This is a genomic window from Streptomyces sp. NPDC044106 (genome assembly GCF_056433985.1).
The window spans coordinates 257,591-269,874 of record NZ_JBWKFZ010000006.1 but is presented as its reverse complement, the minus strand read 5'-3'; the positions used below and the strand labels follow the sequence as shown (position 1 = coordinate 269,874).

Annotated in this window: 12 protein-coding genes; 7 read left to right on the top strand and 5 right to left on the bottom strand. The window is 67.8% G+C overall.

The annotated features are described in order from the left end of the window. Positions 1–83: 83 nt before the first annotated feature. The 3 genes from AC07DI_RS12945 (at position 84) to AC07DI_RS12935 (ending at position 4,146) form a co-directional block, all read left to right on the top strand. Positions 84–1,481, top strand: coding sequence for a DUF445 domain-containing protein (locus AC07DI_RS12945; protein WP_478904263.1), 1,398 nt, complete (start codon positions 84–86; stop codon positions 1,479–1,481). 200 nt (positions 1,482–1,681) lie between these two features. Continuing rightward, a complete protein-coding gene (locus AC07DI_RS12940; RefSeq protein ID WP_478904262.1) occupies positions 1,682–3,136 on the top strand; it encodes an MFS transporter in 1,455 nt (484 codons plus the stop codon). Between the two features lie 80 nt (positions 3,137–3,216). Next, entirely contained in the window at positions 3,217–4,146 is a 930-nt protein-coding gene (locus AC07DI_RS12935; RefSeq protein WP_478904463.1) for a GlxA family transcriptional regulator, read from the top strand. An 80-nt stretch (positions 4,147–4,226) separates the two neighbouring features. Here AC07DI_RS12935 and AC07DI_RS12930 read toward each other — a convergent pair whose 3' ends face one another. From AC07DI_RS12930 to AC07DI_RS12915, 4 genes are all read right to left on the bottom strand, one after another. Next, the gene (locus AC07DI_RS12930; protein WP_478904261.1) at positions 4,227–4,529 is read right to left on the bottom strand and encodes a hypothetical protein; all 303 of its coding nucleotides are present in this window, start codon (positions 4,527–4,529) and stop codon (positions 4,227–4,229) included. Between the two features lie 99 nt (positions 4,530–4,628). After that, on the bottom strand, positions 4,629–5,141 hold the full coding sequence (locus tag AC07DI_RS12925) for a nucleoside deaminase (RefSeq protein ID WP_478904259.1): 513 nt from the start codon (positions 5,139–5,141) through the stop codon (positions 4,629–4,631). A gap of 124 nt (positions 5,142–5,265) precedes the next feature. Next, positions 5,266–5,469 (bottom strand): DUF397 domain-containing protein, encoded by a 204-nt coding sequence (locus AC07DI_RS12920; RefSeq protein WP_389713254.1) that lies wholly within the window; start codon positions 5,467–5,469, stop codon positions 5,266–5,268. Then, positions 5,469–6,272, bottom strand: coding sequence for a helix-turn-helix domain-containing protein (locus tag AC07DI_RS12915; protein ID WP_478904257.1), 804 nt, complete (start codon positions 6,270–6,272; stop codon positions 5,469–5,471). The genes AC07DI_RS12920 and AC07DI_RS12915 overlap by 1 nt, the downstream gene beginning before the upstream one ends. A 257-nt stretch (positions 6,273–6,529) precedes the next feature. On the opposite strand from AC07DI_RS12915, the gene AC07DI_RS12910 reads away from it, so the two are divergent. Continuing rightward, entirely contained in the window at positions 6,530–7,162 is a 633-nt protein-coding gene (locus AC07DI_RS12910) for an ATP-binding protein (RefSeq protein WP_478904255.1), read from the top strand. 28 nt (positions 7,163–7,190) lie between these two features. Here the strand turns inward: AC07DI_RS12910 and AC07DI_RS12905 are convergent, their stop codons facing one another. After that, the gene (locus AC07DI_RS12905) at positions 7,191–7,994 is read right to left on the bottom strand and encodes a helix-turn-helix domain-containing protein (protein ID WP_478904253.1); all 804 of its coding nucleotides are present in this window, start codon (positions 7,992–7,994) and stop codon (positions 7,191–7,193) included. 243 nt (positions 7,995–8,237) lie between these two features. On the opposite strand from AC07DI_RS12905, the gene AC07DI_RS12900 reads away from it, so the two are divergent. From AC07DI_RS12900 to AC07DI_RS12890, 3 genes are all read left to right on the top strand, one after another. Further along, positions 8,238–8,921, top strand: coding sequence for a hypothetical protein (locus AC07DI_RS12900; RefSeq protein WP_384253786.1), 684 nt, complete (start codon positions 8,238–8,240; stop codon positions 8,919–8,921). A 104-nt stretch (positions 8,922–9,025) separates the two neighbouring features. Beyond that, positions 9,026–10,441 carry a transcriptional regulator gene (locus AC07DI_RS12895; RefSeq protein ID WP_478904252.1) on the top strand — a complete coding sequence of 472 codons (1,416 nt, stop codon included), beginning with the start codon at positions 9,026–9,028 and terminating at the stop codon, positions 10,439–10,441. Beyond that, entirely contained in the window at positions 10,438–12,264 is a 1,827-nt protein-coding gene (locus tag AC07DI_RS12890) for a DEAD/DEAH box helicase (RefSeq protein ID WP_389713262.1), read from the top strand. Before AC07DI_RS12895 ends, AC07DI_RS12890 begins: the two co-directional genes overlap by 4 nt. Positions 12,265–12,284: the final 20 nt, after the last annotated feature.

The following is a 12,284-nucleotide window of genomic DNA, read 5'->3' as shown; positions in this document are numbered from 1 at the left end:
CGTGGCACGGCGAGGAAACCATGCGGATGCGGATGCGGATGCGGACGAGGACGAGGACGAGGCGAACGGGCCAGGTGGAGTGAGTGGAACGCACAAACACGGAGGAACCGACCGAACCGGCCAAGACGGGAACCGAACCGGCCAGGACGGGCGCGGCCGGTAGCCCGGTCGGCGTAGGCGCGGCCCGCGGCGGCGCAAGCGGGCCCGGCGGGTCCGGCGGCCTCACCTACAGCCCCGCCGACGAGGAGAAGCGGCGCGGCGTCCGCCGTATGAAGACCACGGCGACGGGCCTGCTCGTCCTGGTCGCCCTCATCTACGTACTCGCCAAATGGGCGCAGCACTCCGGCGCGGGCCCCTGGGCGGGTTACGTGGCCGCGGCGGCCGAGGCGGGCATGGTCGGCGCGCTCGCCGACTGGTTCGCGGTCACGGCGCTCTTCCGTCACCCGCTCGGCCTGCCCATCCCGCACACGGCGATCATCCCGAACAAGAAGGACCAGCTGGGCGCCTCGCTCGGCGACTTCGTGGGGGAGAACTTCCTGTCCGCGGATGTCGTACGGGGCCGCCTGCACGCGGTCGGCATCGGCGGACGCCTCGGCACCTGGCTGGCCGAGCCCGCGCACGCCGACCGGGTGACCGCCGAGCTCGCCACGGCCCTGCGCGGCGCCCTCACGGTCCTGCGCGACTCCGATGTGCAGGCGGTCGTCGGCGAGGCGATCACGCGCCGCGCCGACGCCCAGGAGATCGCCCCCGGCATGGGCAAGATGCTGGAGAAGGTCGTGGCGGACGGCGGCCACAAGCGGGTCGTCGACCTGGTCTGCGTCCGCGCCCACGACTGGCTCGTCGAGCACGCAGACTCCGTGATGGACGCGGTCCAGGGCGGCGCCCCCGGCTGGACCCCGCGGTTCGTCGACAAACGGGTCGGCGAGCGCGTCTACAAGGAGCTGCTCCGTTTCGTCACCGAGATGCGGGACATGCCCGAGCACCCCGCGCGCGGCGCCGTCGACCGCTTCCTCGCCGACTTCGCCGCGGACCTCCAGTCCGACACGGACACGCGCGAACGCGTGGAGCGGCTGAAGCGGGAGGTCCTCGGGCGCGACGAGGTCCAGGACCTCATCGCCTCCGCCTGGTCGGCCGTACGCGCCATGATCGTGGCCGCCGCCGAGGACGAACGCAGCGAACTCCGCCTGCGCGTCCGCGCCTCGCTCCTCTCGCTGGGCGCCCGCATGGCGACGGACGCCCGCCTCCAGCAGAAGGTCGACGGCTGGGTGGAGGGCGCGGCGGTCTACGTGGTCACGACCTACCGCGCCGAGATCACCTCGCTCATCACGGACACGGTCGCGGGCTGGGACGCGGAGCACACCTCGAAGAAGATCGAGGCGCACATCGGCCGTGACCTGCAGTTCATCCGGATCAACGGCACGGTGGTGGGCTCGCTGGCGGGGCTTGCGATCTATGCGGTGTCGCGGCTGCTCGGGGCGTAGGGCGGGGCGCGGGGCAGCGACGTATCGGCTGGCGCGGCGCGCCGCGCGTACGACGGCCGTACGGCCCTGCCGCCGCGCGTGAGAGCGCGTTCAGCCGCGCGTACGACGGCTGTACGGCCTTCTCGCCGCGCGTGAGACCGCGTTTGCCGGGCACTCTGGAGGAGCCCCCGGGAAGAGCCACGGGGCTCCCGGGAGGTGTCATGACCACAGCCGACGACACGTCGACCGTCACCACGGCCGTACCCGCCCGCCTCGACCGGCTGCCCTGGTCCCGCTGGCACTGGATGATCGTCATCGGCCTCGGCACCGTCTGGATCCTGGACGGCCTGGAAGTCACCACCGTCGGCAACATCGCGAGCCGCCTCTCCGAGGAGGGCAGCGGCCTGGCCATCTCCTCGGCCCAGGTCACCGGCGTCGCGGCCGCCCTCTACGTGGCGGGGGCCTGCGCCGGGGCGCTCTTCTTCGGCTGGCTCACCGACAAGTTCGGCCGAAAAAAGCTGTTCATGGTCACCCTCGTGGTGTACCTCTCCGCCACCGCCCTGACGGCGCTCTCCTTCGACGCCTGGTGGTTCTTCCTCTTCCGCTTCCTCACCGGCTTCGGCATCGGCGGGGAGTACGCGGCCATCAACTCGGCGATCGACGAACTGATCCCGTCCAAGTACCGCGGCCGCGTAGACCTGATCATCAACGGCAGCTACTGGCTGGGCGCGATCGGCGGCTCGCTGCTCTCGGTCCTCATGCTCAACACCGGGATCCTCCCCAAGAACCTGGGCTGGCGGCTCACCTTCGCCCTCGGCGTCGTCCTCGGCCTGGTGATCCTCCTCGTACGCCGCCACGTACCGGAGAGCCCGCGCTGGCAGTTCATCCACGGCCGCGGCGAGGAGGCGGACGCCCTCGTCACCTCCGTGGAGCGGGAGATCGAGGAGGAGAAGGGCGAGCGCCTGCCGCCCCCGGGCGGCGAGATCACCATCCACCAGCGCAAGAGCATCGGCTTCGGGCTGATCGCGAAGACCGTCTTCCGCGACTACCCCAAACGCGCGGTGCTCGGCCTCTCCCTCTTCATCGGCCAGGCGTTCCTCTACAACGCGATCACCTTCGGCTTCGGCGCGATCCTCACCAAGTTCTTCGACGTCCCGTCGGGCAGCACGGGCTACTACTTCGCCGTCATCGCGGCGGGCAACTTCCTGGGCCCACTCCTCCTCGGCAAGCTCTTCGACACGGTGGGCCGGCGCCCGATGATCTCCTCGACGTATCTCCTCTCCGGCATCCTGCTCTTCGCCACGGCCTGGCTGTTCGACCGCGGCTCGCTGAGCGCGACGACGCTGACGGCCTGCTGGTGCGTGGTCCTGTTCTTCGCGTCGGCGGGCGCGAGCAGCGCGTACCTCACGGTCTCGGAGATCTTCCCGATGGAGACCCGCGCCATGGCGATCGCCTTCTTCTACGCGGTCGGCACGGCGGCGGGCGGCATCAGCGGCCCCCTGATCTTCTCCAAGCTGACCGAGTCGGGCGTGGTCGGCGACACGGTCCTCGCCTTCCAGATCGGCGCGGGCCTGATGTGCGCGGCGGGTCTGGTGGCGGCGGCGCTGGCGGTGAAGGCGGAGGGCCGCTCGCTGGAGGACATCGCGACGCCGCTGTCGTCGGCGGAGGCCAAGTGAGACCAGCAGAAGCGGCCGGACAGCCGCCCCGTGCGAGGCGGCGCCGGGTGGCCGTCCTGGTCCGGCACGGCGTGCTTCCGATGGAACTGGGCCTGGTGCACCAGCTGTTCGGCGCCGCGCGCGGCCCGTCGGGGGAGCGCCTGTACGAGGTACGGACCTGCGCGGCGACCGGCCCAGGCAGGCTCCGTACGGACGCGGACTTCCCGATCGAGGCCCCGCACGGAGCCGAGGCGCTGACGTGGGCGGAAACGGTGATCGTCCCGGCATCGCACGAGGAGGACGAGTCGCTGGCCCCCGGCGCCCTGCCGGACCGGTTGGCCGGGCCACTCGCCTCGGTGCCGACGGGCACTCGAATCGCCTCGATCTGCACGGGCGCGTTCGTCCTCGCGGCGGCGGGCCTCCTGGACGGCCGCAGGGCGACGACGCACTGGCTGTCGACGGACCTGTTCGCCCGCACGTTCCCCTCCGTGACCGTCGACCCCGACGTCCTGTACGTCGACGAGGGCCGCATCCTGACGTCGGCGGGGGAGGCGGCCGGGGTGGACCTGTGCCTGCACATGATCCGCGAGGACCACGGCGCGGCGGTGGCGGCGGACGTGGCACGCCGCACGGTGGTGCCGCCGCACCGGGAGGGCGGCCAGGCGCAGTACATCCAACGGCCGGTCCCGGTACGGGAGTCGACGTCGACGAGCGCGGCGCGCGCGTGGGCGGAGGACAACCTGGCCGCCCCCCTGACGCTGAGTGAGCTGGCGGCCCGAGCCTCGATGAGCGTACGCACGTTCAGCCGCCGCTTCCGCGAGGAGACGGGCCTGACGCCGATGCAGTGGCTGGCCCGGCGCCGGGTGGACCGGGCGCGGGAATTGCTGGAGTCGACGGACCACACGGTCGACCGCATAGCGACGGAGGCGGGCTTCGGCACGGGAGCGTCGCTGAGGCAGCACTTCGTGGCGGGGGTGGGGGTGCCTCCGGCAACGTACCGAACAACGTTCAGAGGCACACCGACCAGCTAGAGAACCCCCGCACTCTCCGCCGCGCGCCCTACCCCCTCCCGAGACCCTCAAGAGAGCCCCACGAGCGGGATTCACTCACATCAGGCGCGACGATCGGCCAACGCCCAAGAGGCCGCGGCCACGCCCCCAGCCACGGCGAACACCGCGGGCCAGGCCCCGACCTTCTTGGCGAGCGGATGCGACCCGGCGAACCCGGCGACGTACGCGGCGGTGAGCGCGGCGGCCGTCTTGGCACCGGCGGCCTCCCGCCACTGCCGAGCGGCCACGGTCCCGGCCGCGGCGAGCACGGCTCCGCCGAGGGGACGCTTCTTGGTGGCCCGCGCGGTGGCGTAGCCCCCGACCAGCCCGCTCGCGGCCACGACTGCCGTGGGAATCCTCGCCATGATCGATCCGCCTCTCGGTGATACATCCAGGTTGTCTATGTTGCCCATGTTGCTATGGGGTGAGGCTAACGCGGAGCAATGAGGCGTCGGCCGGCACCCTCAGAGCTTCGGCTCGACGGGGCCGGGCTGCTCGGCGGCCCACTCGGCGAGAACCCCGACCGCGGCGGCCCGGACCTCCCCCTCGACGGCCACCTCGTCCAACAGCTGCCGCTCCCCGTTGGGCAGCGCGAGCTCCCGGTAGAACTGCAGGTCCGGGTGCCCGTTGCGGGCGGCGTCGTGCCGGTCGGCGGCGTAGACGAGACGGCTGATCCCCGCCCAGTAGCAGGCGGTGAGACACATCGGACAGGGCTCACAGCTGGAGTAAAGGGTGCCGCCCTCAATGAGGAAGTTCCCGAGCCGCCGCCCCGCGTCCCGCAGGGCCATGACCTCGGCATGCGCGGTCGGATCACACGACTCGACGACGGAGTTGCTCCCCGACCCCACGACTTCCCCATCCATGACGACGACGGCACCGAAGGGCTTCTTGGTGCCGGGGTCGAGGGCGTGGCGGGAGAGGGCGATGGCTTGGTCGAGGAATGTGCGGTCCTGGTCGTGTTCGGGGGCGTAAGGCAACGGGTTCTCCTCCTCGTACGTCGCGGCGTGCCGCCCATGGGTACAGGGTTTACGGCTGAGCCGGTCTCACACATGACCGTGCTTCACAGAGGCGGAGAACCGCGTCACCGCCACGTACCGACCTTCAGAGCCGGTCGGCGGCGTCCGCGACGAACCGGGCCCACGCTGTGGAAGAGACCAGAAGGAGAGGCCCGTCGGCTCGCTTGGAGTCGCGTATGAGGACACCGCGAGGCAGGAAAGCAGCCTCCACACACTCGGTGGTGTTGCCCCCGCTGTAGGACGACTTGAACCACGAGATGGCTGAGGGGGATGGAGGCACAACAGGCATTACAGCTCCTTGCGGACGCGTTGAATCATGGAGGAGGAGGCTTCCATGTCCAACGCTTGTGCGCGGAGGTAGTCGAACGCAAGCCGGTATCGGTTCAGTTCCTCGTCCTTCTCAAGGAAGAGCGAACCGGTGTGGAGGTCGACGTACACGACGTCCAGCGCTGGTTCCGTGCCACCGATAATCACGAAGCTGCCGAGGGCAGCGGAGTGGGCTCCCTTGGAGAACGGCAGAATTTGCAGCGTGATGCCGGGTGACTCGTTCGCTTCGAGGAGCCGGCCGAGTTGTTCCTTCATGTCAGCCGGGGATCCCACGACGCGACGGATGACGGACTCGTCGAGAATGGCCCACAGCCGAGGGGGAGTCGGCCGGGTGAGAACCTCCTGCCGCTTCATGCGGATGTCCACGAGGCGTTCGATCTCGGCCGGGGCGAGGCGCACTTCGTTGGCTTGCTGGACCGCGGTGCTGTAAGCCCGCGTCTGCAGCAGTCCAGGGACGTAGACGCAGGAGAAGTGGTCTTCACGTACGGCCTCGTCTTCCAGCGTGAGCAAGAGGTTCATGCTCTCGGGAATCGAGTCGGTGAACGAACTCCACCATCCTTGCTGCTTGGCGTCTTTGGCGAGGGCCACAACGGCGCGGCGCTCGGCCTCGGTTGCCGCGTACTCACGGCAGAGAGCATCAACCACGAGCCACTTGACCGGACCGGCTTGCGTTTCGTACCTGCTCACCGTCGCCTTGGACACCCCGACGAGGGTGCCGGCTTCCTCAAGAGTCATGCCCTTGCGGGCGCGCAGCTTCCGCATCATGGCGCCTAGCTGGCGTCGGCGAGTGGTGTTCCGTACTGACGTGCGGCTCCTCCCCAGCGGCCGGGTGCCCGGCCTGAGGTCGCGCTCAGGCTATGTGTCCAACTGGTTGGCCCTCCAGCAGGTTCACTCGAAGGATTCGCGTGAGAAGTTACATAGCGAGAGTTCTCTGTGCCATCCTCGCCAATGGTTCACTACGCGGTGTAGCCGTACAGATACGGCGGGCGCAGCTCTGCGTGGTCTGGGAGGAGGGAGCCTCCATGTCCATTCACGACGAGGGGGAACGGCGGCTGCGCTGTGTCCTGCCATTCGAGGCGGCGCCGGCGGAACTTCAGCTGCTGCGCAAGTCGGTGAGACGCCACCTGAAGCTGTGGGGTGCGCTGGACGTCAATGACGAAGTGGAGCTGGTCACGACCGAGTTGGCGACCAATGTCATCAAGCATGTCGGCGAAGGGACGGCAGCGACGCTGGTCCTTGAACCACGCGGCGATCGTCTGCGCGTGGAGGTCCACGACAAGAGCCGCCTCGCGCCGGCTCTAAGCGCTGTGTGCGGGGAAGCGGAGTGCGGGCGTGGCCTTCACTTGCTGGCGTCCCTGAGTGAGGAGTGGGGCACACTGCTCACTGCAACTGGAAAGGCCGTCTGGTGCGAACTCTCCCTCGAACCGGCCCGCCACTGTATGCGGGTTCGGCGAGCCGCGCAGGTACTTGACGAGTACCGACGGGTGGCCGGTGTGAATTCCGCTCTGGCGCCGTCCTTCGCGGTCCTCGAAGAGTCGGTCACCGACGTAATCGCCGATCTGCTCCACTGGCTGGTCGCGCAAGGAGGAGACCCGGGCGAGGCGCTAGAACGGGCACAGATGCACTTCGAGGCGGAGGCCGACGCAGCGGCGTAGGTGGCCCGCCGGCGAGGGCGGGGGCGGGCTACTCATCCGTGCGGATGGCCGCCAATATGACGCGCGCGTCGTCTACTTGACCCTCATCAATCAGTGCGGCGGTGATGTTGACGGAAGCCTGGATGTCGTCACGGTTCGCGGCGGCGTTGAGCATGGCTTCCGCCCCGTCCTCCGCTCCGGCGTCTCGGTAGGCGGCTACGGCGCGAGGGAACTCTCGTGAGGCGAGGTTGTGTCCCTTCGCCCAGACGTTGAATTGCGCATCCCGATATCGGCCCGCCGCTACGTGGCCCAGGTAATCCGCGATGTCGGCGGCATGCGCGTTGTCGGCAAGGTGCCGGTCCCCCTCTTGAAGGGGGACCGGCACCTCTGCCCGTGCCGACGGGCCCGCAAGTCTGCGGCGAGCGAGCCGAATCCGCTTCATGCGGCGCTGGTTGTGGAACGTTGCGTAGGCCGGCTGCTGAGCGGGGCGAGTTGTGGTGGCCGCCATAGCGGCGTTCGCCGCTGAGGGCGCGATGCGCTGAGCGCGAGCGGCGTCACGGAGCTGGAGCAGATAGGGCAGCGTGTGCGGCAAGGCCTTCGCCGAAGTCCGCTGGGCCTCGTCTTCCAGGACCTTGTAGATCCTCTCCAGCTTCCCTGCGTCCGGCACTCGCCTGCCCGTGTTGTAACAGGACAGGCTGGACTGGCTGACGCCTGCCCGCCTGGCGATCGTCCCCTGGGTGAGGCCCACTGCGGTCAGTACAGCTCGCAGGGCCTCCAGGAACGCCTCTCTGGGTAAGGGCAGAAGAGCGTTGTCATCCTGCTGGGGAAGGACCCCCGCGGATCTCGTCGCCATATATGGGCCAGCCTCTCCGTATGGCGCGGTCGCCTGAGTGGACCTTCCATACTGCTGGAGCAACTGGCTTCATGAGTAGGCGCTACGGCCATTGCGGACGTGCAATTTATGGCGCCAGTGCAATTCCCGGTTGGCACTGGATTTCGCACCCTTGCCTGAGCAAGGCTCCTGGTGTCGCGGACCGGCGGGTCTCCCCGCCGTTCGCGGCCCAAGTAGACCCAGCACAAGGATGAGGGGTACGAGGTGGACATGCCGTCATGGACTGACCCGAAGCTCGGCACCATGAAGCGCGCTGCCCTGTGGTTGGTGGACGTGGTGGGCGAAGGGAACATCTTCACCAAGGAAGCAGTGAAGGAAGCCTTCCCGGGGGTCAGCCAGGCTGATCGCCGAGTACGTGACCTGAGGGACCACGGCTGGCAGATCAACACCAACCGTGAGGACGCCTCCCTCGGCCAGCACGAGCAGCGCTTCGTGAAGCAGGGTGAGCCGGTGTGGCAGCCGGGCAAGGGCACGCGCCCCGGCACTTCGATCACTCAGACCCGACGGCGCGAAGTGCTCAGGCGGGACGGGCACTTCTGTCGGTCGTGCGGTATCACGCCGGGGGAGGTCTATGCCGGCACTCATGAATCCGCCCAGATCGACATCGCTCGCCGAGTTGTGCGACAGCCGAATGGCACTGAGAAGACGGAGCTCGTAGCCGAGTGCAACCGCTGCAGGGTGGGAGGGCGTGGCGCCGTGGTGGATCTGGGCGAGATGCTGAAGCGCGCCGAGGGCCTGAGCGGCTTGGAACGCAGGGTGCTCTCGGGCTGGATGGACCAGGACCGGCGCGAGTTCAGCGCGGCGGAGGCGTTCTGGGCCGACTACCGGACGCTTCCCGAGGAGTCGAGGGTGAAGATCCGCGAAGCCCTGAAGCCGGCGGGTGAGTAGGCGCCACCAACCCTTGATAGTCCGGAGGCTACGCCTCCCTCCCTCGGGTGGGAGGCGGCCCCCACGTAGCAGTACTAAATCTGATGCTCTTGAGGAGATTGCTAGTGGACAGGGAATTCGGCCGACCGCCGCTGGCGGAAGAGAACAAGGCGCGAGTTGAAGAACGACTGAAGGAAATCGCCGGCGGGAACGTCGTCCGGGAGACGCTCACCATCGAGTGGCGTACACAACCGCTCTCCGTCGAGGTCATTGACATGCCGGTGGAGACGCTCTACTACAACCCGGGAACACACCGTATCCGCGCCCAGCGGGATCACGAGCCTGAGCGCGACGAACTGCTTAAGCAGGAGCCCTGGGCGCCGGACAGCCAGGACTACCTGCACTACCTGCTGCAGATGCTGCCGGCCGACCCCTCGAAGAAGGACCCTGACTTCGACGACCTGATGGAGAGTCTCCGCTCTTACCGTCAGAACGAGCCCGGTCTCATCACGCGGGACGGCATTCTGGTCAACGGCAACACCCGTCGTGCGGCCCTCAAGGAACTGGGCATCACGAACATCCGGGTGGGTGTGCTGCCGGAGTCATGTACTTGGGATGACATCAACGCTGTAGAGCTGTCGCTCCAGCTCCGGCCGGACCAGCGTCGTGAGTACTCGTACATCAACCGGCTGCTGGCCATGGAGGAGCAACAGCTTCTGGGCCGGCCACTGGCCGATGTGGCGCGGGAGTTCCGTATCCGTGCCAACACCTGCGAGCAGGATCTGTGGATTCTCTCCTGCCTTCGTGACCTGATCGAGCGGTCAGGCGACGGAGGTGCTCAGCTTCGGCTGCTGGACTTCGAGCAGCACCAGGAGAAGCTCCGTGAGTTGTACCGTCGGTACGCCAAGGAGTCGACGGCGAGCAAGGACAACGCGGAGGTCCTGAAAGAGACGCGACTCACGGCCATTGTCCTTGGGTTCTCCAAGACGGACGTACGGCTGATCGAGCCCGACTTCAGGGACCGGTACCTGGACAAGCAGTTGCCGGACGCGCTGAAGACGGAGCCCGAGGCTCCGGCGGCGGTGGCCATTCCAGGGCTCAACCGGACCATGAAGCCGTCCGCGCCGAAGGTCGCTCAGGCCAAGGCTCTGACGGACACCATTCTGAAAGCGAAGGCAGTGGTGACCGCAGAGGACGGCCTCCTCACCGAACGCAGTAAGTCCGCGACAGCGACGTTCGCCGCCGCGCACAAGGCGGTTGGGGACGCTTTGGAGCCGGCAGGCAAGGACGCTCGGGTGCGCAAGCGCAAGCAGGCAGCACAGGACCGCATCACCGATGCCTGCCAGGACATCGAGCAGTGCATTACCGACCTCACGCTAGCCAAGGCTTCCGGAAGTCTCGACGAGGAGGCATTTGATGAGGCGGTGCTGACGCTCCGCGAGACCCTGACGAAGCTGGCTGTGGCGACCCAGCGCAGTATCAAGGCGCCAGGTGACGGCGTCTCCTGGCTTCGCGAATCGGTCAGGCAGGAGGGCATGTGACCGCCGTCGCCGAACCGTCTCTGCGGATTTCCTCTGACGTCACGCGGACGCGCGCTGTCCTGCGAGCGGCTCCGGGGCGTGAAGGAGACTTCGCGAAGCTGGCGGCACGTTTCCCCGCAGGCGGACAGCGCACGCTGCTGTCCGTGGAGGTCGACCTGGATGACTTTCTCACTGGGCTTGATGCGCTGGCTATTTGGCCATCTGCGGACGTGGAGTGGGAAGGGGAGCTGGCAACCCTCGTCGGTGGCGTACTCGACGACGCCGAGCGTGCCGAGCAATGGCTGGAGGACTCCGGATCGGCCGCCGCCGTATCACCGGACACAGTCCTGGAGCGGCTCGGTCCAGAGTGGCGCGCGGACCTGACTGACTTCCAGCGACGAGACATCGCTCGTCTTCTGTCTTTGCAGCACGGGGCGAACTTCTCCGTACCGGGGGCCGGCAAGACGCGTGTCGGTCTGGCGGTATTCGCCGCGATGCGGGAACAGGGGAGCGTGCGCAGGCTGCTCGTCGTGAGCCCTAAGTCCGCGTACGAGTCGTGGGATTACGAGAGCGAGGTGTGCTTCAGAGAGCCGCTCACCGCGCGGGTTATGGAGCGCACACCCAGCCCGGGTACGGATGTCCTGATCGTCAACTACGAGCGCCTCGATCGGTCACTCGCCGCACTCGCGACCTGGCTGCGTGGCGCACCCTCGATGCTCATCCTCGATGAGGCCCACCGCATGAAGCTCGGGGCGCGCGGCATCTACGGAAGTGCCTGCATGGCACTAGGGCCGTTGGCCCGTCGGCGCCTCATCCTGACCGGAACGCCGGCTCCCAACGGCGCTCGCGACCTGGAGAATCTCCTGTCCTTCGTCTGGCCCGGTCACGGCCGCCGGGTTGTGACCAATGCCGTGGCCGGCGGTGATCTCGCCCATGCCAGTACGGTGCTGCGCCCGCTCTTCACCCGGACCACCAAGAACGAACTGGGCCTCCCCCCCTTCGAGACACGCATCCGTTACGTCGAGCTCCCGCCGCTGCACCGCGAGGTGTACGACGCGCTCGTCGGCCGCTACACCGCTCGCGCTGAGGCCGGGCGGGAGGACTTCGACGCCCTGGGCAAGGCGATGCTGCGCCTGCTCATGGCGGGTACGAGCCCGGCCCTGCTGATGGAGGGAGAGAGCCGGTACGCACCGCTCGACTACCGGGTCCCGCCCTTGGAGGTGCCACGGACGGATTCCCTGTACTCGCTGCTCAAACAGCTGCCTCAATACGAACTCTCTCCGAAATACAAGGAAGCGCTGAGCATCGTCGCCGAGAACGCGGCCATGGGGCGGAAGACCCTGGTGTGGACGACCTTCGTGCGCAGTCTGACCACCATGGAGCGACTCTTCTCCGCCTACCAACCAGCCGTGGTGCATGGAGGCACACCTGATCGCCAGGAGCAGCTCAGGCGGTTCAGAGAAGACCCTGACTGCCACGTGCTTCTCTCCAATCCCGCGACCCTGGGAGAGGGCATCAGCCTCCACCAGGTCTGTCACGACGCCGTCTATGTGGACCGTGACTTCATGGCAGGCAGGTTCCTCCAGAGCCTTGACCGCATTCATCGGCTGGGGCTCGAACCTGATACCGAGACGCGGGTCACGGTTCTCGCCGCAGAAGAGACGATCGACGAAGTGGTAGCTCTCCGGTTGGAGGACAAGCTTCAGTTCATGGGGCAGATTCTCGATGATCCGTCGGTGCAGCAGCTCGCGGACTTGCAGGAAGAACCGTCACTTGCCGCGGGGATGGACATGGCCGATGTCCGTGCGCTGCTTCGTCACCTTGATTCTCATGGTGACCGGTAAGGGGCTGCCTGGTGTTGCCT

Coding starts and splice junctions, on each gene's coding strand:
- AC07DI_RS12910 (WP_478904255.1), top strand. CDS start 6,530: ATGTCCATTCACGACGAGGGGGAACGGCGGCTGCGCTGTGTCCTGCCA.
- AC07DI_RS12920 (WP_389713254.1), bottom strand. CDS start 5,469: ATGCCTGTTGTGCCTCCATCCCCCTCAGCCATCTCGTGGTTCAAGTCG.
- AC07DI_RS12935 (WP_478904463.1), top strand. CDS start 3,217: ATGGAACTGGGCCTGGTGCACCAGCTGTTCGGCGCCGCGCGCGGCCCG.
- AC07DI_RS12905 (WP_478904253.1), bottom strand. CDS start 7,994: ATGGCGACGAGATCCGCGGGGGTCCTTCCCCAGCAGGATGACAACGCT.
- AC07DI_RS12940 (WP_478904262.1), top strand. CDS start 1,682: ATGACCACAGCCGACGACACGTCGACCGTCACCACGGCCGTACCCGCC.
- AC07DI_RS12915 (WP_478904257.1), bottom strand. CDS start 6,272: ATGATGCGGAAGCTGCGCGCCCGCAAGGGCATGACTCTTGAGGAAGCC.
- AC07DI_RS12930 (WP_478904261.1), bottom strand. CDS start 4,529: ATGGCGAGGATTCCCACGGCAGTCGTGGCCGCGAGCGGGCTGGTCGGG.